The sequence below is a fragment of the Enterococcus sp. AZ179 genome (assembly GCF_050498885.1).
GTDB lineage: Bacteria > Bacillota > Bacilli > Lactobacillales > Enterococcaceae > Enterococcus_D > Enterococcus_D entomosocium.
This window is the reverse complement of the sequence record NZ_JBMHEO010000001.1, coordinates 1,908,480-1,935,362: the sequence shown is the minus strand read 5'-3', so window position 1 is coordinate 1,935,362 and position 26,883 is coordinate 1,908,480. Positions and strand designations below refer to the sequence as shown.

Sequence of the window (26,883 nt, the reverse complement as noted above, 5' to 3'; positions counted from 1 at the left end):
GCATGTAGCTCCTCTCGTATTTTCTCCATTATAGCGATGTCGACAAAAAAATGTAACTGGTTCCAGCGATTTTTTACTATTTTTTTACTTAAAATAAAGAAATGTAACAGTTTCCATTTCTTTATTTTACTAAATAAAGTAAAATAACAACTAAAAGGAGCTGTTTGCATGAGAAACTTCCAAGAAGCATTAAGTAAGAACCCTCTTCGAACCAAAACTGATCTAGAAGAGGCCCTTGTTGATCTGGTCACTCCCGTATACGAATGTATGGCACAACAAGGAACTCCCGGGAGGGTCCACCTAGGAAATTCAGGAGCGGTGTACACTCAGGAAAAGAGTGACATCGAAGGCTTTTTACGGACACTCTGGGGATTGGGCCCATTGTTCAGCCAAGAAGAAGCGTGCCTTCGTTACCCAAAACTTTTTCAACAAGCCAATGCCGGGATCGTTGCAGGCACCACCCCGACCTCTCAGGAGTACTGGGGAAAACTGCATGACTACGACCAATTGTTTGTGGAAATGGGTGCCCTTGCTAGCTATTTGATTTTTACCAAACCCGTCTTTTGGGATCTCCTCACACCAAGAGAGCAAACGAATCTCTTTGATTGGCTCAACCAGATCAATCAGCACACGATCCCTAAAACCAATTGGCTCTTCTTTCGGATTTTAGTCAATACCTTCTTTGAAATGGCAGCATTGCCTTTTGTAGAAACCACCCTTTTGGCTGATCAAGAAGAGATCGAGAGGTATTACTTAGCAGACGGCTGGTATTTTGATGGCTATGAAAATCAAATCGACTATTATATTCCTTTTGGGATGCAATACTACGGACTCCTTTACAGTGTTCTTACCTGTCGTTCCCAATGCCCTTATCAGTTTAACTACCGTCAAAGAGCCGCTACGTTTGCTCAATCCTTTAAGCAGTGGTTCACAAAAACCGGTGCGGCATTGCCTTTTGGCCGTAGTCTAACGTATCGGTTTGCGCAATCAAGTTTCTTTGCCGTCGGTGCTTTCGCCGATATAGAATATGAAGGCTTCACAAAAAATGAAGGAAAATATTTACTGTTACAAAACATGCGTTACTGGTTTCGCCAACCAATCTTTACGCAAGAAGGCTTTTTAAGTATTGGCTATGCCTACCCCAACCTAAATATGGCTGAAGGCTATAACGCACCAGGATCGCCTTATTGGGCTTTCAAAAATTTCTGTGTATTGGCAATCCCAGCGGATGCTGAATTTTGGACGCTTGAGGAGCAGGTGCCAACCTTTGCCACACAGGTGCGCAATCTTCATAGTCGGATGCTCTTGGTGCATAACCAAGAAGGCACAGAATTGCAAGCTTTCACGGCGGGGCAGCATTCCCACGAACATGCTCACGGCAATGCCAAATACGAAAAGTTTGTCTATTCGACAACGTTTGGGTTTAGCGTACCGAAAGCAACCGTTTTATTGAAACAAGGTGCTTATGATAATACATTGGCGATCTCAGAAGGGCAGACGGATTTTAAAACGGCTTTTGGTTATGAAGCCTTTGCGATTGAAGATGACTACGTCTATAGTCGCTGGCGTCCCTACGAACAGGTCATCATCGAAACCTTTGTGATTCCGATGTATCCTTGGCATCTGCGTTACCATCGGATTCAAACGGATCGAAGGTTGCAACTGGTCAATGGCAGCTTTGCAGCACCGGCTGATGGTACTGCGTTTTCTAGCAAAGAAGGCACCTTTTATCAAAGCTCGGTTGGCTGTGTTGGTATCAAAACCTTCGCGACGCATCAAGAGGGTACCCTCTTGATGCCAGAACCCAACACGAATCTACTTTATAGTCGAACAGTCATCCCTCAAGTAAGCAAAACCGTTCTCGCCGGACAACAGGAATGGCTCGTTGCGTGTTTAGGCAATGCCTTTTCTGATCAGATCCCACCCTTTGATGTCACTATCACAGCGGACAAAATAACAATGAGCAAAGGGGATCAGAGAAAAACTATTCAGCTTAACTACTAGCAAAAAATTATTGGCAAATGCTAGTAGAAAAGCTACCGAAAACACCTTTCTGATTTACGGGATTGAAGAATGCCCCCCCAGAAGTTCGATTTCTAACGTTTCAGCGTCGGTACCTTCTGATCTCTCCGTCTCTATTGGCAAAGAGCAAAAAAATACTTGTACCACAAAACGGTTCTTCACACATTGTGAAGCGCCGTTTTTTTGGTACAAGTGATTCATGTTTTGATTGACGATCAGTGCTTATTTCCCGAAAAGCTTTTGGAGAAACCCTTTTTTCTCAGAGACTTCCTTTGTTTCAGCCACCTGAAGTGGTCCAGTTTCCTTCACGACTTGCTGAAAGCCCCGATTGTCTTGCAGCAACAGACCGTTTAGTTCCAGGATCCCAGACAGACTGCCAATCATCCGCCGCACTTCTCCTGCACTTTTGCCAAAAAAGCGCTGGTCGTCGTTTGCTTCGGCTTCTTCCAAAATGACCAGCAGCTGCTGGATGCTTTGATTTTGTTCACCTAAGACGTACGACAACTGGTCAACTTCCACTGTTGTAGTTGCCGCTGACGGTACTAAATCCGTTACGAGCTTTAAGCTATCTAAATAATCCTTTAAGTCAAAAATGAACGTTTGTGCCGCTTCATTATTCATTAATTGACTTTGACTCAATTTTCTTTGTAGCGCTTCCAATTCACTTGAACGTTTAGAAAGTTCGCTTACGATCGTTTCTGTATCCATATGCCACCTCCTAATGACATTGTCCCGTTTTCTCTTGCATCCGTCAAGAATTCGTCGGACTTTTTTCTGCGTTTTTACCGATCAGACCTGCCTATTGCTCCTGTTGGTACTTTGATGGTGCGCACCCATAGCGCTTCGCAAAGAGCCGATTAAAATGGTTGATGTTTTGGAACCCTGATTGAAACGCCGCCTCTCGAATCGTTAGTGTTTCGTTGCTGCGTAGATAAAAAAACTTTTGAAACCGAGCTTGCAATAAATCTTCTTTGGGCGTGGTATGAAAAAACTGTTGATAGAGCTTGTAGAATTGGCTTTTACCGATGGAAAGCTCTCGGCTAAACTGGTAAAAATCCCATTGCTGTTCGCAATTGACTAACATTTTCAACCGCATCGCTTGAAACAGTTGATAGTGTTCATTTTGTGGTTGCGGGATGCTTTCTTCAAAATTGCGTTCAAGTAAGACCAATAGATTTGTCATATACGCCGCAATCAATTCTTCCGTGTGCCGTTGTGGCAACAAGGATTCATGATTGATCTTTTGGATCAATTTGTTGATTTGTTGAATATTTTTCGGCTGGAACAATTGGTTGCAAGGGATCGCATAGGTTTCTTCGATCACCTGATCCGTTTGAAACTCAACAAAGCTATTAAAAAAATCTTCTTTGCCACGATAATCTTGATAGACGGTTGGAGGAAAAAGAATGCAGCTACCTTTTTCACTGGTTTCTTGATGACCATCTTCAAAAGTGAACACCATTGGAGACAACGTCAACACGAAAAGATAATGCTTTAAGCCAGAGGGGCGATAAATATGATCGGAAACAGCATTGTGCATTTGAAATCCTGAATAGGTTACGTTCAACTTCTCACTCCTTCCTACTTGCCTTTAGTATAAAGAAAACGGACAAAACGTCAATAGAATGAGACAGAATGTAGTGTTTATTTTCATGGACTATCGCTACAATGAAAGAAAAGAAAGGGGTTGCAAAATTGAAGAAAACTACGATGTATTTAGACAAACACTTTATTTTGGCACCAGTCGACGAACGGATCTACGGCTCTTTTGTGGAGCACTTAGGGCGCTGTGTGTACGAAGGGATCTATCAACCAGAAAGTCCTTTTGCCGATGAGCAAGGCTTTCGTCAAGATGTCGCTGCCTTGATCAAGCAGTTGAATGTGCCGATCGTCCGTTACCCAGGAGGCAATTTCGTCTCTGGGTATAAATGGGAAGATAGCGTCGGTCCTAAAGAGCAACGGCCAGCAAAAATCGATTTGGCCTGGCGGGTAATCGAAAGCAATCAGTTCGGCTTAAACGAATTTATGGATTGGACCAAACAAGTCAATACGGCACCGATGATGGCGATCAATCTTGGGACACGAGGAATCGAAGCAGCGAAAAACTTGATCGAATACACCAATTTAAAAGGCGGCAGCTATTATAGTGACCTCCGTCGTGCCCATGGGGTGGCCGATCCTCATGACATCAAACTTTGGTGTCTAGGCAATGAAATGGACGGCCCTTGGCAAGAAGGACATAAGACAGCCGATGAATATGGCCGTCTCGCAGAAGAAGCTGGCAAAGCGATGCGTTTGGTGGACCCAACGATCGAAACCGTCGCTTGTGGTAGTTCTTCTCTCACGATGCCGACCTTTGGCATGTGGGAAGATACAGTATTAAGTCATTGTTACGATCAAGTCGACTACATTTCCATGCACCAATATTATGGCAACCGTAACGGCGATAGCCAAGATTATCTAGCAAGCAATGTCGCAATGGATCAGTTCATCAGTCAAGTCGCAGCAATCTGTGATGCAGTGAAAGCCAAACGCCGAAGTAAGAAGACGATCAATATTTCCTTCGACGAATGGAACGTCTGGTATCACTCAAATGAACAGGATCAAAAAATCGAACCTTGGAGTCAACACCCACCACAATTAGAAGACGTCTATCACTTCGAAGATGCGTTACTCGTCGCAAGCATGATGATCACGATGCTTCAGCACGCAGATCGCGTTAAAATTGCCTGCATGGCACAGCTGGTCAACGTGATCGCACCGATCATGACTTCCGATACTGCCGCTTGGAAACAAACGATTTTTTATCCCTATGAAATGATCAGCAACTATGGTCGCGGTCACGTGTTGCATAGCATCCTTCGAGGGGCCGATTTCGATAGCAGCCATGGAAAAGCTTCATATGTGGATGCCATTGCGATCGAAAACGAAGATGACTATTTGACCTTTTTCTTGGTGAATAAGGATTTGCAGGATACCAACGAATTCACTTGCGACTTGCGTCAATATGATTCATTGCAAATCGCTACCCATCAAGTCTTGCACCACCCAGACTTGCATGCTGTCAATACCGAAGCAACCCCGAACAACGTTGTGCCCGTCAATGGAAAAACAGCGGAATTGAATGACGGCATTTTGCGTGTCGTCTTGGAAAAACAAAGCTTCCAGATGCTACGCTTGAAGAAAAACGGCAGCAAGTAACGAGCCTATCTGTTTGAGCAAAAAAGCAGCCGCCTTGGCGATACCCTGAAAAAATGAGACTTTTACGGAGTGGAGACATCCACTCCTTTTTTATGATCCCCCCCTGTTCGATTGCTGTTTTTCGCATTCTTAACTGATCTGGGCAAGGAAGCGGCAACTGCCAGCTTGCTTTCTCAAAAAAAATGAAACGACAAAAGAACACCCTGCGGCAGCTAAGATACCGCAGGGTGTTCTTGATTCATTGTTTAGCCGTTATAGGCATCAACGATGATTTGTTTCAATTCAGAGATTAGTGGTTCTTTTGGATTTGCTGTTGTACATTGGTCTTCGTAAGCCAATTCAGCCATGCGATCAACTGTTGTATCTAGTGTTTGTTGAGTGACGCCTTGCGCTTTCAAGCTCATGTCGATACCAACAGATTGTCCTAATTCGTAAACAGCTGTTGCCAATGCTTCAACCAATTCAGCCGTTGTTTTGCCTTTAAGGCCTAAGAATTTCGCAATGTCTGCGTAATCTGTATCGGCACGGAAGAAGTCATATTTAGGGAACATTGCATGTTTTTGTGGGTCTTTGGCATTGTAACGGATGATGTGCGGTAAAAGAATCGCATTTGTACGTCCGTGAGGAATACCATATTCACCACCGATTTTGTGAGCTACAGAGTGACAAATACCTAGGAATGCATTGGCGAAGGCCATACCTGCCATTGTTGAGGCATTATGCATTTTTTCGCGAGATTCCATATCAGGTGTTTTCACTGATTTTTCTAAGTAGTCAAAGACTAGCTTGATTGCTTGTAAGCTCAATCCACGAGTGTAATCAGAGGCCATTACGGACACATAAGATTCGATCGCATGAGTCAAGACGTCCATTCCAGTGTCTGCTGTAACAGAAGCAGGTACTGACATTACGAATTGAGGGTCAACGATTGCAACATCTGGTGTCAATGCGTAATCAGCTAATGGGTACTTCACGTGTGTTTCACTATCAGTGATAACCGCAAATGGGGTTACTTCAGAACCAGTACCAGACGTTGTTGGGATACAAACGAATTGGGTTTTTTCTGGTTTGTCGATCTTGTATGTCCGTTTACGGATATCTAAGAATTTTTGTTTCGCGCCGAAGAATGAAGTATCTGGGTGCTCATAGAACATCCACATGCCTTTGGCAGCATCCATTGCTGATCCACCACCAAGGGCGATCACTGTATCTGGTTTGAAATCAACCATCATTTTTGTTCCAGCGTAAACGGTGTTTGTTGATGGGTTTGGTTCTACGTCAGAGAAGACTTCGATTTTCACGTCATTTTTACGACGAGCAAGTACTTCACGAACCGTATCGCAATAGCCGAATTGAACCATACCAGGGTCACAAACGATCATGACACGTTCAACGTTTTCCATTTTCTCCAAGTACATTAGAGAGTTCTTTTCAAAGAAGATTTTTGGTGGCAATTTAAACCATTGCATATTATTTCTCCGTTTCGCTACAGTTTTCACGTTGATCAAGTTCACGGCAGAAACATTTCGTGATACAGAGTTTTTCCCGTATGAACCACAACCAAGTGTCAATGATGGAATCATTTCGTTGTAGATATTTCCGATACCACCTTCTGCAGATGGTGTGTTAACTAAGATACGGCAAGCTTTCATGCGTAGGCCGAATGCTAATTGCAAGTCTTCGTTTTCAGTGTGGATCACCGCTGTATGGCCTAATCCGCCTAAATCAAGCATTGCTTCACATTTTTCGAACGCGTCTTCTGTGTTGTTTGCTTTGATCATTGCTAAAACTGGAGAAAGTTTTTCTCTTGATAGTGGGTAATCAGCACCGACACCGTCAAGTTCAGCGATCAATAATTTTGTTCCTTCTGGTACGTTGATGCCTGCTAATTTCGCGATATCCATTGCTGAATGACCAACGATTGCTGGATTTACGGCATATTTCCCTTCGTTCATCACGGCATCTTCAAGTTTTTGTAATTCTTTTGCTTTTACAACATATACTTGATGTGCTTCAAATTCTGCTTTCACAGAGGCATAGACTTCTTTATCAACGATCACTGCTTGTTCAGAGGCACAGATCATTCCGTTATCAAAAGTTTTTGACACGATCAAGTCATTGACTGCTCGTTTCACTTTCGCTGTTTTTTCGATATAAGCAGGTACGTTCCCTGGTCCAACACCTAATGCAGGTTTACCAGTTGAGTATGCTGCTTTGACCATGCCAGCGCCACCAGTTGCTAATACGATCGCAATTCCTGGGTGGTTCATCAATAAGCCAGTCGCTTCGATTGATGGATGCTCGATCCATTGCACACAGTTTTCAGGTGCCCCAGCAGCGATGGCTGCATCACGAACGATACGTGCAGCTTCTGCTGAACATTTTTGTGCAGATGGGTGGAAAGCAAAAACGATCGGATTACGTGTTTTCAAAGCGATCATTGCTTTAAAGATCGTTGTAGATGTTGGGTTGGTTGTTGGTGTTACCCCACAAACGACACCAACTGGTTCAGCGATTTCGATCAAGCCTTTTTGTTTGTCTTCATTGATCACGCCGACTGTTTTGTCATGTTTGATACTGTTCCAAATATATTCTGAAGCGTACATGTTTTTGATTGCTTTATCTTCATAGATACCACGGCCAGTTTCTTCTACTGCCATTTTAGCTAAAGGCATGTGTTTGTCTAATGCTGCCATTGCCATTTCATGAACAATGTGGTCCACTTTTTCTTGATCAAAGCTTTCCATTTCTTTTAACGCCACATTTGCCTTCGTTGCTAAATCGTCGATCATTGCTTGTACGTCGATTGTCACTTCTTTTTCCAATGTCTTAGCCATTGTTTGTCCTCCTAGTTTTTAAACATGTTTTGTTTGTTAACTACTTCACATACAAATCATACAACATCTTTTTTTGTTTGTAAATAGTTTTTGTGATTTTTTTCACAGTTTTATTAAACTCCCTTTAAATTAAGCGTTTTCAAGAGCTTTTAAGGAAAAGAAGTGGACAAAAGTTTCGGTTTTTATTAAGAAAAATGTCATGTGCTAAGTTGAACAATGGAGGGATTTACGAAAACACCTTATCCCTACTAAATATGATCATCTGCTCTTTTCACTTTTTCTGTCAAACGTCATATGATCTGAAAGGATTATTCATAAGAAGGGTCCTCTAATACATCCCATTTCATTAGGCGTTGGCTTCTTGCCGTAAATGCCTTCTGTTTAAACACCTCACAAGCTTTTATTACAAGAGGTGATGCATTTTGTTCATTTAGCTGCTCGATGGGGAAAAAAACTGCTCCCAATGAATCTTGGCCTGTAAATTGAGGAACATTCTTCTCAAGACTTCCAACGGTTGTTTGAATCTCATAAAAGACACAGATGTGATTATTCATAGATGTTCCTTGATAGTGCCAGGGGTAAAGAAAATTAATTGCCCCTAATTGATGATAGCTAGTGACGGTCATGCCGGTTTCTTCTTTAAATTCTCGGCACAGCGTGTCTTCCAGCAATTCACCTGCCTCCATGCTGCCGCCTGGCAAATCATAGCGGTTTTGATAAGGTCCCGCCTTCTTTTTGATGACGGCCAAGCAGTTGCCTTGAAACAAAATTCCATATACTCCAAATGCGGTATGGTACAACCGAATCCCTCCTAACTTGTATCTATTCTACGTAAATCAAAACAAATCATCAACAGGCTTAGTCGATTTATGTCTTACATCGAACATGCTTGGCTTGATTCATAAAAAAACGACCAGCCAGCGCTGATCGTCTTTCTCTTTAAAACAAATCTTCTTGGTCTGCTTCTGTTAGAGGCTTCCCGTGGGCAAGCTGGGAAACAACATGCGCCATCTTTTTGTAGGAATCATTCAATCCGATTCCGCCTTTTTTCGGCATCTTCAAGATATAGATATCTTTGGCATAGATTGCCACTGCTGGGTTTTCCTCTGACATCGCTGCAGCCCCTGGAATTCCTTGTGCATTGAATACTTTCGTCAATCCTGCTGCCATTTCGCCAAAATTAGGATAATGCATCGCAGGTCCGCAAAGAACGGCATCGGCGTCAAATTTTTTAGCAAACCCCACAAATTTTTTATTCACTTCTTCTTGATGCTCGTGATAATATTGGTCACCACAATAAAGCGTTGCAACGATTTGTGCGTCTTGCTCTTGAAAAAGTGGATTCAAGGTTCGACCTGGACCAAGGGCAGCTTTTTTGCCGCTTGGCGGCAACTGAGCATTTTCATCACTTCCCATCCCTGCAGTGACATGATTGAGAATCAAAATTATTTTTTTCATGAGCGGTGCCTCTTTTCTTACAGATCATCAAAATCGAAATCATCAAAATTGATTTCCTCTTCTTGTTCAACGGCATCCGCTTCTTCTTTTAGATATTGATTATCTAAGACTTTGATAAACGGGTAATAAATAGCCATTCCTAAGAGGATCAACAAGACTTGTAACACGGCCGCTTGCCAACCACTGACTAAGAAACCAGAAATAATCGGTGGCGTGGTCCATGGCAGCTGAATTCCATTGGTATAGTTGACTAACCCAAGATCCATACAGAAGTAAGAGATAATAATATTGATCGTTGGCACTAAAGCAAAAGGAATCAGCAGAACTGGATTCAAGACGATTGGTAACCCAAAGATGATTGGTTCATTGATCCCGAAAATACCTGGGATTAACGATAACTGTGATAGTTTTTTGACCCTTTGGCTTTTACAGACTAAGATCATGACTAAAATCAAAGATAATGTCGAACCGCCCCCGCCAAAGGTCGCGAACATGTCTTGAAATTGACCGGTGATGATGTTAGGAATTTCTGCGCCATTCTTGAAAGCATCTAAGTTTTCAATAGATAATGCCCGTAAGATAGGGTTGAAGACGGCACCGACCACACTGGAACCATTGATCCCAAAGAACCAGAAAAAATGCAAAAATAGGTAAGCTATGATCATGGCACCTAAAGTATTTCCTAAACTTAACAACGGTGTCTGTAAGAACTTAAAGAGGATCTCTTGGAGATTGCCATAAGACGTCAAGTTGGCTAACCAGTTGGCGATCATAAAAACCGTCACGATCACAAAACTAGGAATCAATGCCTCAAAGGATTTCACCACGGTTGGGGGAACACCGTCAGGCATTTTGATCGTCCACCCTTTGCGTAATAACGCAACGAACATTCTGGTGGAAATCAAGGCAACGACCATCCCTAAGAACAAACCGCTGGAACCCATCCACCGTAATGGCAGGCTGCCAACTTCATACACTTCCGTAGAGCCTTCTGGTGTGAAAACGGTCGTAAATGGTGTCACGATAAAAAAAGAAACGAGTGAAATAATGGCTGCTTGCATGGCATCAACTTTAAACTGTTTTGCCAAACTATACCCGATCCCACCAACGGCTAAAATCGTCATAATGTCAAAGCTGGCTGTTGCTGGCATATTCAACATCGTTGCCCAGTTGTCTCCCAGCAAACTGCTCATCATCTCGTTCCAATTTGGAATCGGAAAATTGGTCAAGACTAAAAAGAGTGAACCCACGATCAACAACGGTGTGGATAATAAGAAACCATCACGAATCGCAATCAAATATTTGTTTTCACCAATCGTCTTTGCCATCGGTGTTAACACTTTTTCTAACCAGTTTAAAAATTTCTGCATTTTTCTTCCTCCCATCTGCGTGCTATCTGGCAGATAACACGTAGTCCCCTGTTACTCCAACACTTTTATTACTTTGCTTTGGCTTTTTTGATCAAGCTTAAGGCATCTTTCAATGCTCGTTCGCCATCCATCATGCCGTATGCTTCTGTTGCGATCGTGCCGACTGGAATCCCCATTGGCTCGAAAGTTGCTTTCATTTTGCTATCTAAGTGTCGTACTTGTGGACCTAACAAAATAGCAACTGGTTTTTCTTGTTCGACTTTTTCTTCTGCATGGATTGCAGGGAATGCTTCGATCGTCAAAGGCATGTTGTGCTTTTTGACGACTTCCATCATTTTATTGACCATGATACTCGTTGACATTCCAGCTTCACAAAACAAATAGATTTTTTTCGTTGCCATATCCATTCCTCCAATGTTTGTTTTTCTCAATCGCGGTTGTTAGACCGGCGCTTTGATTCGTTCTTCATACGCTTCCAACCATTCTTTCGTAATAGGCTCGATCATGGTTGTCTGCTCAGGTCCTGGCGTTGCCATAAAAATAGCTGGCGCTTGATTGGTGGTTGCGACACTAAAGGTAAATTCTACATTGGTTGCCACGCCCCAGCGCCCCTGTTTATCTAAGGCGATCAGCGAGAAGGCGCCGGCTTTGCCATAGCGCTTCTTCAATCGCGCTTCAAAGTCGTAAACGGCTTGATCACATGCTTCTTGCGGTGCTAGCCCTTCTCCCATCAAACGGACGATTTCGTAGGAAAGGCAGCCTTTCATCAAGTCTTCCCCTAACCCTGTGGCAGCGGCACCGCCGATTTCACTATCCACATAAAAACCAGAACCAGATAAAGGTGAATCGCCGACACGACCGCTTTTTTTCATAAATAAACCAGAACTAGAGGTTCCTGCTGCCATACTTTGGTGTTCATCTAGCGCAACTACTCCCACTGTATCGTGGCCGTCATAGGGATCGAGGTTGTTGGCAGCGATCTCTGCTTTGCGCTTTTCCCAAATGGTTTTGGCTCGCGGTGTCAGCATCGCTTTGGGCTGGAATCCTTCGGCAAGCGCATAAGCGACCGCTCCTTGGCCGATCCGAAAACTATTGAATTTTTCCTCACTTAGGCGGCGTGCCACGGAAATAGGATTTTCCACATCGACGATCCCAGCGACGGCACCAATTTTGAAGGTATCACCATCCATGAAGGCAGCGTCCATTTCCAACACGCCTTCTTCGTTGGGCAGCCCGCCATACCCCACCGATTTATAAAATGGATAATCTTCCACTGCTTTAATGGCTGTTTCTACTGCATCTTGGCAGGAGCCTTGTTGTTCTAATAGTGATTTAGCAGCGAGCACGCCATCGTGTGCCATCCGCCATGTAGCAATCATTCCCCACATAAATATCCCTCCATTTTTCATAGCGCTTTCAAGTATATTCTATACGGTATATACTACTATGTCTATACTAAAAAAAGAGTTTCTCAAAAAAATTGGAAAAACTCTTCTTCGTTCGCGTCTTCGCTTATTTTGTCAGTGCTTGTAAGCTGCGCAGATAAATTTCAAGATTCATCCGTAGATCGGCAACCGCCATGTACTCATCTTGGTTATGAGCGATCCCTTTTTGCCCTGGAAAAGACGGACCGAAAGCAAGGATATTTGGCATCTTGCGGGCATAGGTTGCTCCTGTAGTGGTCACGGGGGTTGGATCATTGCCCGTTACTTGGTGATAGATCGTCGATAGCGTTTGGATTTCGGGGGCATCTTTTGATCGGCAGAACCCCGGAATGCTGCGAAGGATCGTAAGGCTTGCCCCTTCTGGCAATGCCTTTTGCACCCCAGCGAGTACTTGTTCCTCCGTTACCGATACAGGATAGCGAAAGGCCACTTCTAACGCTAGTCCACTGGCGGATTTTTGGAGAACCACAGGGGTCAAGATCAACTTTCCTGAATCAGCATCTTCTAGTACCAAATCAACGCCTTCGCCATAGTGCTGCTGGTGAAAACTTTGGGCGATCCACTGCAAAGCTGCTTGCAAGGACGGTGTCGCCGCTAGTTGCGGTGCTGCTTGCTGGGCAAGCTTTGTAATGGCATTGTCCCCTAGCTCAGGGGCATTGCTAGGGGAGCGTTTGCCTAGTGCTTCAAAGGACTGGCTGCCTATGGTTACCGATAGGTGGTCTGGCACATGATCGCGGAATTGATCGCCAGAAAACGCCGCTAACAGCTGCTGTTCTTGGGCGGGCAACGGAAAATCAAGTTGCACATTGACGACACCTCGTTCGCCGTAAACCACTGGGTACTTGCAGTCTGGCGTAAAACCAAAACGCGGTGGCTGCTCAGCCGCTAGATAATGCGGGATATCCGACATACCGCTTTCTTCATCTGTACCGAAAATGATCCGCAGCGGTAATTGCGGTTGATGACCAAGGTCTTTCAACAATTTCATGGCAAACAAACAGCTGATGATTGGGCCTTTGTTGTCTAAAATCCCTCGGCCATAAAAGTTGCCGTCCTTTTCAGTTAGTGCAAACGGTGGATAGCTCCAGCCAGAACCTGCCGGCACGACATCCAAGTGTCCTAACACACCGATATAGTCGGTATCCGTTGGTCCCCAATGGGCATAGCCGATTGCATCATCAATGACCGTTGTTTGAAACCCGTATGCTGCGCTTTTTTCCATGACGTATGCTAACACTTCTCGTGGTCCCTTGCCATAAGGCGCATGGGGCGCCGGCTCACCTTTGACGCTTGCAATCTGCATCACTTCGCTCAAAAGCGTGAGAAATTCTGACCAATTGGCTTCAATACTTGCTGTGAGTGGATCCACTGTCTTCACCTCTAAAGGATTGATTTTATTTTTGACGAACTAATGTATTTTTGAAGGTATATTTGTCTGCTCGGTAATAGGATGTATCGTATAAGATCGGTTTGGCTGATGCGGAATAGGTCATCGAATGGACCAAAAGCATCGGTTCCTCTTGAGGCACCTGTAAAAGTTTCGCAATATCGGCAGGACTTTTCACAGCTTCCACCTCTTGATGGGAATAACCAATCTCGATGTTGGCTTCAATGACTTGATATAAAGACGACTCTAATTGAGCTTTCGTGAGTTCTGCGGTGCCTTCTTGCAGATAGCGTTTCAGTACGTAAAGATTTTCCACCGTCATCGGCTCATCATCAAAGTAACGCAAGCGCACCAAATAAACGATCGGTTCCTTGGCGTAATCACCAAACAACTGACCAATCTCTATCGGGAGCTCTTTGACGGTTTCGATATGCAGAACTTCCGTACGGGTCTTTTTCCCTTGGACCTTTGCAGTTTCAGTAAAACTTTGAAGGCCGCCGGAGCCGCTTTGGATCTTGGGCTGTTTCATGACATAGGTTCCTTTGCCTTTTTCTTTCACCAACAAATTCTGGCCAATCAATAGATCGATGGCTTTGCGCACCGTTAAACGGCTGCACTGAAATTCCTCTGCTAAATCATAATCGGAAGGAAGTTTTTGGCTCGTCACGTACGTACCTTCATGAACCCGTTGCGCAATCTGCTGGGCAACTTCTTGAAATACTGCTTGTTTTTTCAACGTCTCTCCTACTTTCTTTCACTTTGCTACCATTCATAAAACGATCGATTGGCACTGACGCCAGAAGAAACACTGACAAACGCTTGTTCATCGATTCCTTGGATCATGCCTTCGACGGTCTTGAGTTCTCTATGGGAAATGACAAGTAATAATAGTTTTTTCTGTTGATGATCAAATCCACCTTCGACATCGTTGATGACCGTGATGCCTCGCTGCAAGGCACATTGCAGCGTCGTAATGACGGGTTCTGCTTTTTCTGTAACGACCAGCAGCTGCACACGCCGCTGCTTCAGGTTGACGTAGTCGACCATCCGCCCACTGATGAAGAAGGAAATGGCACTATAAAAAGCATAGGGCCAGCCAAAGATCAGCCCGGCTGCTAGCTGCAAACTGACATTGAAGCCGATAAAGAAACTGCCGATACTTCTACCAGTGGCTTTTTTCACTAAAATCCCTAAAATATCAAGCCCACCCGTTGAAAAATCGTCGTTCAATGTCAAGCCCACCGACACCCCGTGCAGCAATCCGCCGAACACGGCACAGATCACCGGATCGGTCGTTAAAGCAATGACCGGTACCACCTTCATCATAACAGAAGACAGGACGACGGTACAAACCGTCATGATGGTAAATTCTCGATCGATTTTGACCCAAGCAACCGCTAACAATGGCGCATTAAAAAAAAGCACCAAAAGCGGGATCGAAAGCTGCAGATTCAACTGCTCGTCTAAAAGCTGCGACAACAATTGCGACAAACCAGTGATCCCACTCGCATAAATATTTCCCGGCAGCCAAAAGAGATTTAGAGCAATCGACGACAACAATGCATAGATCAAAGCAACAAGCATTCGTTTTCTATAACATGCCATGTTTTCCCTCCTCCACTTCGCTTTTAGTATATATCATTAAGTATATACTGTCACGCAAAAAAAGCAGGCGAAATGAAGGCGGAAATGGAAACAAAGCAATGTAAAAAAACGCCAAAATCAAGGAGTAAAACGTTGGTATCAAAGGTTTTTTAAGATTTTTTTAAAGTGAGTAAATCACTTGAGATTCTCTGAAAAATGAATAAAATAAAAAGTGTAAAAACAAAAGAACAAAGAAAGGATGATTCTTATGACACATGAGATTGTGCCACGCCGCTCAGATTCATACAGTATGACACCTTTTGATTTCTTTGAAGATTTTGGCCGCAGTTTTTTTGATGGGTTTCCATCGAACCTGATCAAAACCGATATTCACGAGAATGACAATGAATTTCTCGTTGAAGCAGAACTGCCTGGAATCCCTAAGGAAAATATTCAAGTAACCTATGAGAATGGGATTTTAACGATTACGGGACAACACCAGACGGATCATGCGACCGAAGATGAAAAAGGACGTCTGGTTCGCAGCGAGCGCAGCTTGACAAGCGTTCGACGGCAATACCTGTTAGAAAACGTCAAAGAGGATGAAATCAAGGCCTCTTACGCTGAAGGAATTTTGAAATTGACGTTGCCAAAAGATCAAGGCAAACAAGCGTCAAAGAAACTGATTCCGATCGAGTAGCGAAGCCAATCAAAACACCGCAGCAAAACGAGCGATCTCTGTTTTGCTGCGGTGCTTGTTTTATTTTAGAAACTGTCCGACTACTAAAAAAACGCACCATCGCTTCTGAGAAAGCGACGGTGCGTTTGTGCTTATTCTTTGGTTTCGTCTTGGATGCTCGTTGCGTCTTCGACATCAGCTGGTTCGATTTGTGTCTCAACGGATGCAACAGTTCCAGGTTTCACTGTGCGGATCGCTGAACGATCAAACTCTAAGAAAATTCCTTCACAGTCGATGATCACGGTGCTTTTTTCTGTGTTGACTTCAGAAAGAACACCGTGGAGTCCGCCGATGGTTACGACTTCATCGCCAGCTTTCATATTTTCTAAAAGATTTTTACGCTCTTGCTGTTGTTTCTTTTGTGAACGACTCATAAAGAACCACATTGCCACTAAAGCAACCAGCATAAAGAGCATTGGTAAAGATTGTGCCATTTTTTTCACCTCGATTTATTTTCTTTCCTATAAGATACTTTATCAGAATTCCTCTATTATTCCCACCATTTTAGTAGAGAATGTTAGAAATTCCTCGCATTTTCCTTGTTGAACCCATACTCTTCAATAAAATGCTCACGGAACTCCAACAAGTTGTCATCCATGATGGCTTGACGGACATTTTTCATCAGATTCAATAAGAAGTAGACATTGTGGTAAGACGTCAAACGCATACCAAAGGTTTCATCACATTTGATCAAGTGGCGGATGTACGCACGAGAATAGTTTTTACATGTATAGCAATCACACTTCTCGTCAATTGGTCGAAAGTCACGGGCATATTGCGCATTTTTCACGACTAAACGACCTTTTGAAGTCATACAGGTACCGTTTCTTGCGATCCGTGTTGGTAAAACGCAGTCGAACATATCGACACCGCGAATCACGCCATCGATCAAGGAGTCAGCTGCCCCAACGCCCATCAGGTAACGTGGTTTATTTTCTGGAATCCAAGGAGTCGTAAATTCCAACACGCGATTCATTTCCGCTTTTGGTTCGCCAACTGACAGGCCGCCGATAGAATAACCTGGGAAGTCCATACTAATCAAGTCTTGGGCACTCTGCTTGCGCAAGTCTTCAAAGCCTGCACCTTGAATGATCCCAAACAAGCCTTGACGATCTGGATTGGCATGAGCTTTCAAGCCACGTTCTGCCCAGCGAGACGTCCGTTCCACCGATTTTTTGACGTAGTCATAGCTTTCATCAAATGGCGGACACTCATCAAAACTCATCATGATATCTGATCCTAATTTGTTTTGGATATCAATCGCTTTTTCAGGAGATAAAAACATTTTCGACCCATTCAAATGGTTTTTGAAATGGACACCTTCTTCGACGATGTTGCGCATTTCGGCTAATGAAAAGACTTGGAAACCACCTGAATCTGTTAAGATCGGTTGATCCCAATTCATAAATTTATGTAAGCCGCCTGCTTCTGCAACAATGTCTTCTCCTGGACGCAACCACAAGTGATAGGTATTGCTTAAAATGACGCCTGCACCCATTTCTTTCAACTCTTCAGGGGCAAGGGTTTTAACCGTTGCTAATGTGCCGACTGGCATGAACATTGGCGTTGGAAAGGTTCCGTGAGGCGTGATCAGTTCGCCTAAACGGGCACCGGTATGCTTTTCTTTCTTTATCAGACGATAACGAATGGCTGGTTCCGTCATTCATTTCCCTACTTTCTCTCTAAACTCAATTAACTGTGCAACGCTATCTATGATAAGGGTTGCCCTTACATTTTGCAAGGAAGTTTAAAGAAACTAAGAGTATTTTCTCCTAGTTATGCGAAACATCTATTACTTTTTTTTGAAGATTTAGCGAAAGTTTGCTATCATGTTATTTATATTGAAGGGAGGTTTTTTGAAATGAAATCAAATAGAGAACTAAAAGCAGAAGCAAAAGCAATCCTGAGAGGCCGCTGGAAAGACAGTGTTTTGATGTGTATTGTACCGACTTTGATCTCGATCGCTATCGCACTCGTCATTATCGTTCTTGCTGTTATTCCATTGTATCAAAGCGGTATGTTTAATGATCTTGGTTCCACTGATGCAGTCAATTCCGCAGGAGGAAGTGGCGGCGGCAGTGGTGGCGGTTTGATCAGCGGTCTATTTTCTGCCTTATTCGGTGCTGGGATCTCTTGGACTTTCCTTGACATTTTACGCGGTAAGAAGCAATCGATCCAGCCTTTTTCTGATGTCTTTCGTGGCTTCAGTGGCGCTTTCGTGTTAGGGATCATCGTCATCTATATTCTGTCGACTATTTTCACGACACTGTGGACATTCCTGTTTATCATTCCAGGGATCATTAAAGCTTATTCTTATTCTCAAGCGTATTTTGTCTTTTATGATACCTATGAAGAAACGGGCATGCGGCCAGATTTTCTCATCTGTATCACGGGGAGCCGTCATTTAATGAAAGGCTACAAAGGTCAACTGTTCATCCTTGATCTGAGCTTCATCGGCTGGCACATTTTGGCCATCATGACAGCAGGAATTGGCTACTTATGGTTGACGCCATACATCAGTGCAACCAAAGCAGCATTCTATGACAATCTGCCTAAACGAGCACTTGCTTAAAAGATCGGTTCGCCGGTCTTTTTTTTTGAAGAAAAGAATCGTTTTCTTTTGCAAACGCTTCCGTTTCGTGTTATAGTATAAGTGTAAGGAAGGTAGCAACTCTGTTGGTGGTTTTCGTAAATATCGCAAACTCAATCTACTAAAAGTTGTTGAACGTACAAGTTTCACCTAGTACCAAACGTGTAAAGTAACAAGAAGAAAAACGTAACAAGGATCGAACATTTCCATATCGAAAAATGATACGTCTCATTTTGTATCGGAATACACGAAACATGTGTAAGTTTGTAAATGAAAACAAATTTTCGAGAAACATTGCTTTGCATGGACCACAAAAAGCGACCACCACTTATACCTTCCTCTAGTAGTAAGCTGGGCGACAAAAAAAAGCAGTTCTAAAAGTTGAGAAATTGATTCAACTTAAAGAGCCGCTTACGTCGCTCAGTTTTTTTGTTTATTTTAAGAACATCGCATCGCCAAAGCTAAAGAAGCGATATCGCTCATCGATGGCATGCTGGTAGGCAGAAAGTGTTAGGTCGCGTCCTGCAAAGGCACTGACTAACATCACTAAGGTTGATTTTGGTAGGTGGAAATTGGTAGAAAAAGCTTCCACGATTTTAAACTGATAGCCTGGCGTGATAAAAATACTCGTCCACCCACTATCGGCTTTGATTTGCCCATCAAACTTAGTCCCAATGGTTTCTAATGTACGGATCGAAGTCGTTCCGACTGCAACGATCTTGCCACCATTTGCCCGAACCTCGTTCAATTGTGCGGCAGCTTCTTCTGTCAAACGGTAAAATTCGCTGTGCATCTCATGATCAGCGATATTATCGACACTGACTGGACGAAACGTTCCTAAACCAACGTGCAAAGTCAGATAAACCAGCTTGACGCCTTTCGCTGCAATCTGCTCTAGCAATTCTGGGGTAAAATGCAAGCCGGCAGTTGGTGCGGCCGCTGAGCCGTTTTCTTTGGCATAAACCGTTTGATAGCGGTCTGGGTCTTCTAGCCGTTCTTTGATGTAAGGCGGTAACGGCATTTCGCCAAGTGATTCCAGAATCTCTAAAAAGATTCCTTTGTATTGAAAACGAATGATCCGGCCGCCGTGATCGAGCTCTTCTTCCACCACTGCCTCTAATCGTCCGTCGCCGAAGGTGATCTTCGTGCCGACTTTGGCTCTTTTGGCTGGCTTGATCAAGGTTTCCCACGTATCCCCTTCAATATTGTTCAGTAAAAGGATTTCCAGATGGGCACCTGTTTCTTGTTTTTCGCCATAAATACGAGCTGGTAGCACCCGCGTATCATTCATCACCAAGGCATCACCGGGTGCCAATTCATCAATGATGTTATAGAAGTGCTTGTCCTCAAATTTGCCAGTCTCGCGGTCAACCACTAATAAACGGGAACTTGAGCGATCACTTAATGGCGTTTGAGCGATCAGTTCTTCCGGTAAGTCAAAATCAAAATCTTCAGTTGTAAGCATGTTGTTCCTCTCTTTCCCTAAATTCTTCTCTATTCTAGCATGTTTTTATAAAAATTGAAAAAACAGCTTTTAATTCTGCCCTTTCTTAGAAAAAAATAAAGAGACTGCTGCCAAGGCGTTCTACAAAAAAGCACCCCTTTTCCCAATGAAAAATAACGACATATTTCCGCTGCTTCTTTTCTCTATGCATCGCTCCTTAATTTGGACTTGCTTATGGCGCTATTTTCAGTTTTGTCTATACAATTATGAAAAAAATGGGCAGATTATTTGAATAACACGTGACTTTTCGGCATACTTAGTACAGATTATAAGCCATTATTCAGATTGCTTAAATAAAAATAGAGGTGACATCATGATTGAGTTTCAGCAGGTATCCAAAATTTACAAAGGTGGTAAAGTCGCTGTTGAAGATGTGAATCTTTCCTTTGAAAAAGGCGAATTCATTTGCTTCATCGGGACAAGTGGTAGCGGAAAGACGACTTGTATGCGGATGATCAACCGTATGACGGATCCTTCTAAAGGAAAAATCTTGATCAATGGAAAAAGTGTTACAGAGATCAACCCCGTGGAATTGCGCCGTCAAATCGGCTATGTGATCCAAAGCATCGGTTTGATGCCTCACATGACGATTCGGGAAAACATCACATTGGTTCAAAAATTGTTAAAAGTCAGCCAAGAAGAACGCAACAAAACTGCCGAGCGCATGATCGACTTGGTGGAATTGCCGCGAGAAATGCTCGACCGTTACCCCAACGAATTGTCTGGGGGGCAACAGCAACGGATCGGTGTTGTCCGTGCCTTGGCAGCTGACCAAGATGTCATTTTAATGGATGAGCCTTTTGGCGCACTAGACCCAATCACTCGTGATTCCCTACAAGATTTGGTCAAAGACTTGCAAGAACGGCTTGGAAAAACCGTCGTCTTCGTTACCCATGATATGGACGAAGCATTGAAGCTTGCTAGCCGTATCGTGATCATGAGTGAAGGAAAAGTCATTCAATTTGATACACCAGAAAATATTCTGCAACACCCAGCAACACCGTTTGTGGAAGAGTTGATCGGTGAAGACCGCTTGTTACAAGCAAAACCTGACACGACGCCAGTCAAAGACGTAATGTTAAATACCCCGATCGCTATCACACCAGAAAAATCCTTACAAGAAGCGATTCACTTGATGCGGGAAAAACGGGTCGATACCTTGCTTGTTACCGACAATAGCAACGTGCTAAAAGGCTACATCGATGTCGAATCCATCGACCGCAACCGTGGCAAAGTTACTAGTGTCGGCGATATCTTGAACAAAGATGTCTTTTTCGTTCGCGAAACCGCCTTGTTGCGGGATACCTTGCAACGCATCTTAAAACGGGGCTTAAAATATGTGCCGGTAGTAGATGCCGACAAACATTTAGTCGGGATTTTGACCCGTGCTTCCTTAGTTGATATCGTTTATGACGTGATTTGGGGCGATGAGCCATCGATCATGGAAGCCATTGAGTCGGCGAAACCTGAAGAAACTGAGGAGGTCTAGCGCATGCAAAGCTTCTTTAATGAATATGGCGGCCAATTGGTCACCAAAAGTCTCGAACATTTGTATATCTCCTTTGCGGCTTTGCTCTTAGGGATTCTTGTTGCTGTACCGATCGGTGTGATCTTGACCCGTTTCCCCAAAGCAGCAACGGTCGTGATCGGCATCACCAGTGCGCTGCAAACCGTGCCTTCTTTGGCACTATTGGCATTGATGATCCCGATTTTAGGTGTCGGAAAAGTCCCTGCTATCGTCGCTCTTTTCATTTATTCCTTGTTGCCGATTTTGCGAAATACCTACATTGGAATGAAAAAAGTCGATTGGAATTACCGCGATGTTGCCAAAGGGATGGGGATGACCAACTTGCAGTCGATCATCAGTGTGGAATTACCCCTAGCGATCCCAACGATCATGGCAGGGATCCGCTTATCGGCCGTGTATGTTTTAGCCTGGGCTACCTTGGCTTCTTACATTGGCGCCGGTGGACTTGGTGATTTGATCTTTAGCGGACTAAACAACTACCAACCGCCTTTGATTTTTGCTGGGACGATTCCAGTGACGATCTTTGCTTTATTAGCTGACTGGTTACTGGGTTTGTTAGAAAACAAACTGACACCAGCTGCCTTAAGGGGGGATGCGTAATGAAAAAAACTTCAAAATTAGCGCTGTTGTTTTCCTTAGGTGTCGCTTTACTGTCCGGCTGTTCCTTTCCCGGTTTAGCCTCGACTTCTGATGAGAATACCGTGGCGATCACAGGTGGGATCACTTCCGAAGCCCAAATTCTTGGCGCAGTGGTTGCCGGTATGGTCGAACACTATACGGATAAAAACACAACCGTCATTAACAACTTAGCAACAACGACCATCAATCACCAAGCGATGATGAATGGCGATGCGTCGATCTCAGCTGCTCGCTACACAGGAACTGACTTGACCACGACGTTAGGTTTGGAACCAGAATCTGATCCGCAAGCCGCCTTTGACAAAGTCAAATCAGAATTTGAGCAACGGTACCAACAGACTTGGTTCCCTTCTTACGGCTTTGATAACACGTATGTCTTTCTTGTCAGGAAAGACACTGCCGAAGAATACGGATTGGAAAAAGTCAGTGACTTGAAAGATGTCGCAGATCAATTGGTTGCAGGGGTCGATACCGCGTGGATCACACGGGTCGGCGATGGGTACGATGGCTTCCAGAAAGCCTATGGGTTCTCTTTCCAAAATATCCTACCGATGCAGATCGGTCTCGTCTATGATGCTGTTGATAACGGAAAAATGGATATCGTTTTAGGGTACTCAACCGACGGCCGGATCGGCAGTTACGATCTCGTGATGCTAGAAGACGATCTAAACTTCTTCCCGCCTTATGATGCCGCACCGATCGTCGATGACAAATTGTTGAAAGAAACACCTGAAATCGGCGATGCCCTGAACAAATTAGCAGGCAAAATCGATACCGAAAAAATGCAAGAATTGAATTACCAAGTGGATAATGACCTTCTAGAACCAACGGTAGTTGCCGAACGTTTCTTAGAAGAAAATAATTACTTCGAAGGAGAGTGACGAAATGGCAGACATGAATTTATTCCAACAATTTCTTTTCTATTTTCAAGAAAATGGCGGCTATGTTTTTGCTCAGTTCATTCGTCACTTCTTGATTTCAATCTACGGGGTACTTTTTGCCTCGATCGTCGGGATTCCAATCGGGATCTTGATTTCTAAAAAAATGCGTTTGGCAGATTGGGTGATTCGTTTCGCCAATATCATCCAGACGATTCCATCTTTAGCGATGATCTCGATTTTAATGATCGGCATGGGCTTAGGTGTGAATGTCGTGATTTTAACGATTTTCCTTTATTCTTTGTTACCGATCATCAAAAATACCTATACCGGCATGCGCCAAGTCGACCGCAATACGTTAGATGTCGGCAAAGGGATGGGGATGACTAGCTGGCAGCGATTGTATATGATCGAATTGCCATTGTCTGTTTCGGTGATCATGGCAGGGATTCGAAACGCCTTAGTCGTGGCGATCGGTATCACCGCTATTGGCGCTTTCGTTGGCGCTGGTGGACTGGGGGACATCATCATCCGCGGAACCAATGCGACAGATGGTGCATCGATCATCTTAGCCGGTGCTTTACCAACTGCCTTGATGGCGATCATTACGGATCTTGGATTAAGCTTTATTGAACGCCGCTTAGATCCAGCCAGCCGTACTTCACGCTAAACTTATTGGAAAAAAGCAAAAGCCGTTGTGACCATTTATTGGTCGCAACGGCTTTTTTGGTTCGGTCATTTTTCAGAAAAGTATCGCTTCAGCCGCTTCCCTTCTTAGGGTTAACGCCCTGCTCTTTTTTGCTATTTATCCATTCCGTATACTTCGACTTCATAGATTCGGGCTGCTGAGTCTGCTCCTTGTGTTGGTTTATCGATACTGATTTTTACATATTGCACCTTCTTGACGGCAAACGTATTGGTGCTATTGCCCGCTTCATTTTTCAACGTTCGTGAAACTGGCTCATAGTCTTTGCCATCTTCACTGACGAGCACCGTATACGCCCGCGTATTCATGTCTGGGCCTTCTCCACCAGCTTCCGCATGGGCGAGGCGTACTTCACTGACCGTTTGTGGTCGACCGAGATCGATCATCAACTCATGAGGCGCATTGCCTGTCGCACACCACTTCGTACTCAAATCACCATCCAGGGCAAAAGCTGGTGCTTCGGCATCATTGACAAACGATGAAGCAGTTGCTTCGGCATCTTTTGAAAGCAGCAGCAACTCTTTCGGCGCATCAGCAGAAATCGTGATCAATCCCGCCATTTCCAGAGGGGTCTCTCCTGCTTCGTTTTTGGCAACAAGCGTGACTTTGTAGGTACCTGGTTCCGAATAGGTCACTTGGGAATTTTCTTCTGTACTGCTGGTGATATCGCCGCCTTCAAACGTCCATTCAAATGCTTCGGCATTCGCAGATGAGGTATTCGTGAAGGTGATCGTTTCCCCCGGTGCCGCTAAAGTTTTAGAGGCTGTAAAGGCTGCTTTTGGTAGCTGATTGTTCGGCCAAGTGATCTCCACCGTATCGGATAGCTTGCCGCGATTGCCATAGCGATCCACTGCCACCACCGCGAACTTGGTTTTCGTCCCTTTTGGTCGTTCAACGGCATTCAAATAGTGGTTGGTTGCTGGCGTAGCTGCTAAGAAGGAGCGTGAGCCGTCATCGTTCAATTGGTAGACCTCATAAACCGCAGCTGTCTTGTCCTTGGCAGCTTCCCACGTTAAACGGACACCCGCATAGTTGCCCTCTTCCTCATCAAAGAGCACATCCTCAACCGTCAATGCTTCGGCAGCGAATTTCTCCGCTTTCTGATCTCCGATCGTTAATTGCCCTAGATTCAACTCATAGACATCACTGGTCTCTTCAGTGGTTATGTCATAACCGATCGCTGTCACTTCCCCTTTGATGTCTTTCAATGAGTAAGTAATCGTCGTCCAGTCTGCTGCGACCTCTTTGTCTCCTTTGATCGTTTGTGTCGAACCATCGGCTAAGGTCACGACCAAATCAAGAGCTGTCGGTACCGTTGCTTTGACAGTCGTCGTCAGCTTCGTCTTTTTCGTCACAGGAAATGCTGTCTGATACAATGCCATGTGACTGGTACTGCCTTTTGTCATCTGTCCACGTAGTTTCAGTGCATTTCCGCCATTATAGGCATCCGCATAATTGATTGATACAGCCAAATCATTGTCTTTTCCGTGGTCAAAGACCCAACGATAGGTCGGCAAAACAGCTTGCAAGCTTCGGTTGTTCCAATTGCGGCTGGACACTTTTTCTCCGTCGATAAAATAGTTGTAGCCATTCCCCAGACTAAAATTCGTCACAAAAGGCAGCTCTGTGATAGCGGTCTGTTCCAGGGCATACGTGGAGATTCCAGGCCACTCTGTCGCTTCTGGCAGCTGGCTTTCCCGAGGATCGCCCGTGTTATTGACCCAAAAAGCATTCTCTTTGCTTTGGAAATCATCCGGCGTACTAGCAGAAGAATAGGTCCAGCTAGGCACATACAGGCCCAATGAGGTATAAGGAACGCCTTTTTCATCCGTAAACAGATCCCAGCGCACAGGCGTTGCATAGCCATTTTCTTGTACATCGATCCCAGCAAAAAGATCGTAAGGATCGACACCGATTTCACGGGCTTTTTCATTGGAGGCCTTCAGCAACTCTTTGTCCGCCAGTTTGTCAGTAGTCCACCAGAAATTCAAGAACATACTATCTGCCAATGGGTTCATCTCTGCATCCACCAAATAGGCTTTGTTCTTATCCGTCAACGCGTTTTGCCAATCCATTTTCCCATCACTCGTCATGGAATCATACCACATGATCTCTAAATGCTCGTCGGCTTGTTCTTTGAATTGGGCGATCAATTCTTGCATCGCTTTGGCGTGGCTTTCATTTAGTCCCTTACCATCAGTCCCCGATTGTTCGACACCTTCCGCTGCATCATCAAAACTAGTGACCGCCGTATCGGTTTCTTGGTTGATGAACCAGCCATCAAAGCCATACGTATTGGCAACTTCGATCATTTTTTCTACGATCGGAAAATTGCCGTCCTCATCCTTAGCTAAAAACGTATCTAGCCATTCCAGCTTCCCACCATGGGCAGTTTGCGGAAAGAAGATCGTTCCTAAAACAGGCACGCCATTCCTATGAGCAGCATCTGTTACATCAGGACTTGGCGGTACGATGATCCCTTCGCCAGAAGAGCCGCCCCAATAAACCAATTGATCGATGTATTGCCAATAAGAAAAGACATTGGCATCAAAGGTATTGATCCCACGTGGTGCATTGCCGCTCGTACTGCTATTCATGATCGAAAGCGCCACGACTTTGGTTTCTGCCGTTTGCGTGTCATTCATCTTCGGCAACGTCTCTTTAGCTGCCCGCTGCGCTAATGGAACAACGCTGGTATTGTATTTCGCATCTGGATCTTTTTCAAAAGACCATGCCAACAAATCCTCTGGGAACCAATAAGACGACTCCGGCTGATTGTCCATCGCTTTTTCCAACGTACTTTTGGCTGTTTCTTGGTAAACGACTTTTCCAGTTGTCTTCGCCTCACTTTGGGTGCAGCCGCCGATTGCCGTTGCCGCTGCCAATACCAACAAAGATACGCCAACTTTACTGATTTTCCTTGTCACACTTCTTCCTCCTTGTTTTACATAAACCCGCCAACATTCCTACACTAAAACGATAACGCTTTCAAAGG

23 protein-coding genes are annotated in these 26,883 nt (G+C 44.3%); 8 read left to right on the top strand and 15 right to left on the bottom strand.

Annotated features, from left to right (window positions below):
- Nucleotides 1-168: 168 nt before the first annotated feature.
- Nucleotides 169-2,004 (top strand): DUF2264 domain-containing protein, encoded by a 1,836-nt coding sequence (locus IGI88_RS09145; protein WP_429960367.1) that lies wholly within the window; start codon nucleotides 169-171, stop codon nucleotides 2,002-2,004.
- A gap of 240 nt (nucleotides 2,005-2,244) precedes the next feature.
- On the opposite strand, the gene IGI88_RS09140 is transcribed toward IGI88_RS09145, so the two are convergent.
- Nucleotides 2,245-2,730: a hypothetical protein gene (locus IGI88_RS09140; RefSeq protein WP_016619690.1), complete on the bottom strand. Its 486-nt coding sequence runs from the start codon at nucleotides 2,728-2,730 to the stop codon at nucleotides 2,245-2,247.
- Between the two features lie 91 nt (nucleotides 2,731-2,821).
- Complete coding sequence (locus tag IGI88_RS09135) at nucleotides 2,822-3,589, bottom strand: AraC family transcriptional regulator (RefSeq protein WP_010748756.1); 768 nt, start codon at nucleotides 3,587-3,589, stop codon at nucleotides 2,822-2,824.
- 101 nt (nucleotides 3,590-3,690) lie between these two features.
- On the opposite strand from IGI88_RS09135, the gene IGI88_RS09130 reads away from it, so the two are divergent.
- Nucleotides 3,691-5,223 (top strand): alpha-N-arabinofuranosidase, encoded by a 1,533-nt coding sequence (locus IGI88_RS09130; RefSeq protein WP_429960366.1) that lies wholly within the window; start codon nucleotides 3,691-3,693, stop codon nucleotides 5,221-5,223.
- A gap of 245 nt (nucleotides 5,224-5,468) precedes the next feature.
- Here the strand turns inward: IGI88_RS09130 and adhE are convergent, their stop codons facing one another.
- The 9 genes from adhE to IGI88_RS09085 form a co-directional block, all read right to left on the bottom strand.
- Nucleotides 5,469-8,060, bottom strand: a complete 2,592-nt coding sequence (adhE, locus tag IGI88_RS09125; protein WP_008376050.1) for a bifunctional acetaldehyde-CoA/alcohol dehydrogenase — start codon at nucleotides 8,058-8,060, stop codon at nucleotides 5,469-5,471.
- Between the two features lie 308 nt (nucleotides 8,061-8,368).
- Nucleotides 8,369-8,860: an NUDIX hydrolase gene (locus tag IGI88_RS09120; RefSeq protein ID WP_005232154.1), complete on the bottom strand. Its 492-nt coding sequence runs from the start codon at nucleotides 8,858-8,860 to the stop codon at nucleotides 8,369-8,371.
- Between the two features lie 139 nt (nucleotides 8,861-8,999).
- On the bottom strand, nucleotides 9,000-9,518 hold the full coding sequence (locus IGI88_RS09115) for a GrdB-related putative oxidoreductase (RefSeq protein ID WP_005232156.1): 519 nt from the start codon (nucleotides 9,516-9,518) through the stop codon (nucleotides 9,000-9,002).
- A 17-nt stretch (nucleotides 9,519-9,535) separates the two neighbouring features.
- On the bottom strand, nucleotides 9,536-10,888 hold the full coding sequence (gene celB / locus IGI88_RS09110) for a PTS cellobiose transporter subunit IIC (RefSeq protein ID WP_429960365.1): 1,353 nt from the start codon (nucleotides 10,886-10,888) through the stop codon (nucleotides 9,536-9,538).
- Between the two features lie 68 nt (nucleotides 10,889-10,956).
- A complete protein-coding gene (locus IGI88_RS09105; RefSeq protein ID WP_005227348.1) occupies nucleotides 10,957-11,289 on the bottom strand; it encodes a PTS sugar transporter subunit IIB in 333 nt (110 codons plus the stop codon).
- A 39-nt stretch (nucleotides 11,290-11,328) separates the two neighbouring features.
- The gene (locus IGI88_RS09100; RefSeq protein WP_086299062.1) at nucleotides 11,329-12,276 is read right to left on the bottom strand and encodes a N(4)-(beta-N-acetylglucosaminyl)-L-asparaginase; all 948 of its coding nucleotides are present in this window, start codon (nucleotides 12,274-12,276) and stop codon (nucleotides 11,329-11,331) included.
- A 124-nt stretch (nucleotides 12,277-12,400) separates the two neighbouring features.
- Complete coding sequence (locus tag IGI88_RS09095) at nucleotides 12,401-13,702, bottom strand: Sapep family Mn(2+)-dependent dipeptidase (protein WP_016619682.1); 1,302 nt, start codon at nucleotides 13,700-13,702, stop codon at nucleotides 12,401-12,403.
- A 25-nt stretch (nucleotides 13,703-13,727) separates the two neighbouring features.
- The gene (locus IGI88_RS09090; RefSeq protein ID WP_016611378.1) at nucleotides 13,728-14,456 is read right to left on the bottom strand and encodes a GntR family transcriptional regulator, LSA1692 subfamily; all 729 of its coding nucleotides are present in this window, start codon (nucleotides 14,454-14,456) and stop codon (nucleotides 13,728-13,730) included.
- Between the two features lie 26 nt (nucleotides 14,457-14,482).
- Nucleotides 14,483-15,325 carry a YitT family protein gene (locus IGI88_RS09085; RefSeq protein ID WP_142437208.1) on the bottom strand — a complete coding sequence of 281 codons (843 nt, stop codon included), beginning with the start codon at nucleotides 15,323-15,325 and terminating at the stop codon, nucleotides 14,483-14,485.
- Between the two features lie 247 nt (nucleotides 15,326-15,572).
- On the opposite strand from IGI88_RS09085, the gene IGI88_RS09080 reads away from it, so the two are divergent.
- Nucleotides 15,573-16,004 carry an Hsp20/alpha crystallin family protein gene (locus IGI88_RS09080; RefSeq protein WP_142437207.1) on the top strand — a complete coding sequence of 144 codons (432 nt, stop codon included), beginning with the start codon at nucleotides 15,573-15,575 and terminating at the stop codon, nucleotides 16,002-16,004.
- Between the two features lie 131 nt (nucleotides 16,005-16,135).
- Here the strand turns inward: IGI88_RS09080 and yajC are convergent, their stop codons facing one another.
- On the bottom strand, nucleotides 16,136-16,477 hold the full coding sequence (gene yajC / locus IGI88_RS09075; RefSeq protein ID WP_005232170.1) for a preprotein translocase subunit YajC: 342 nt from the start codon (nucleotides 16,475-16,477) through the stop codon (nucleotides 16,136-16,138).
- An 83-nt stretch (nucleotides 16,478-16,560) separates the two neighbouring features.
- Entirely contained in the window at nucleotides 16,561-17,706 is a 1,146-nt protein-coding gene (gene tgt / locus IGI88_RS09070; RefSeq protein WP_005227333.1) for a tRNA guanosine(34) transglycosylase Tgt, read from the bottom strand.
- 198 nt (nucleotides 17,707-17,904) lie between these two features.
- Between tgt and IGI88_RS09065 the strand changes: the two genes are divergently transcribed.
- Nucleotides 17,905-18,615 (top strand): DUF975 family protein, encoded by a 711-nt coding sequence (locus tag IGI88_RS09065; protein ID WP_429960364.1) that lies wholly within the window; start codon nucleotides 17,905-17,907, stop codon nucleotides 18,613-18,615.
- A 451-nt stretch (nucleotides 18,616-19,066) separates the two neighbouring features.
- On the opposite strand, the gene queA is transcribed toward IGI88_RS09065, so the two are convergent.
- Nucleotides 19,067-20,098: a tRNA preQ1(34) S-adenosylmethionine ribosyltransferase-isomerase QueA gene (gene queA / locus IGI88_RS09060; RefSeq protein WP_005227329.1), complete on the bottom strand. Its 1,032-nt coding sequence runs from the start codon at nucleotides 20,096-20,098 to the stop codon at nucleotides 19,067-19,069.
- A 352-nt stretch (nucleotides 20,099-20,450) separates the two neighbouring features.
- On the opposite strand from queA, the gene IGI88_RS09055 reads away from it, so the two are divergent.
- The 4 genes from IGI88_RS09055 to IGI88_RS09040 are packed head-to-tail and all read left to right on the top strand — an operon-like array spanning nucleotide 20,451 to nucleotide 23,852.
- Complete coding sequence (locus IGI88_RS09055) at nucleotides 20,451-21,626, top strand: betaine/proline/choline family ABC transporter ATP-binding protein (RefSeq protein WP_005227327.1); 1,176 nt, start codon at nucleotides 20,451-20,453, stop codon at nucleotides 21,624-21,626.
- A gap of 3 nt (nucleotides 21,627-21,629) precedes the next feature.
- Nucleotides 21,630-22,265 carry an ABC transporter permease gene (locus IGI88_RS09050; protein WP_016609633.1) on the top strand — a complete coding sequence of 212 codons (636 nt, stop codon included), beginning with the start codon at nucleotides 21,630-21,632 and terminating at the stop codon, nucleotides 22,263-22,265.
- Nucleotides 22,265-23,185 carry an osmoprotectant ABC transporter substrate-binding protein gene (locus IGI88_RS09045; protein WP_010748740.1) on the top strand — a complete coding sequence of 307 codons (921 nt, stop codon included), beginning with the start codon at nucleotides 22,265-22,267 and terminating at the stop codon, nucleotides 23,183-23,185. Before IGI88_RS09050 ends, IGI88_RS09045 begins: the two co-directional genes overlap by 1 nt.
- Nucleotides 23,186-23,189: 4 nt before the next feature.
- The gene (locus IGI88_RS09040; RefSeq protein WP_005227316.1) at nucleotides 23,190-23,852 is read left to right on the top strand and encodes an ABC transporter permease; all 663 of its coding nucleotides are present in this window, start codon (nucleotides 23,190-23,192) and stop codon (nucleotides 23,850-23,852) included.
- A 131-nt stretch (nucleotides 23,853-23,983) separates the two neighbouring features.
- On the opposite strand, the gene IGI88_RS09035 is transcribed toward IGI88_RS09040, so the two are convergent.
- Complete coding sequence (locus IGI88_RS09035; protein ID WP_429960363.1) at nucleotides 23,984-26,815, bottom strand: endo-beta-N-acetylglucosaminidase; 2,832 nt, start codon at nucleotides 26,813-26,815, stop codon at nucleotides 23,984-23,986.
- Nucleotides 26,816-26,883 lie beyond the last annotated feature (68 nt).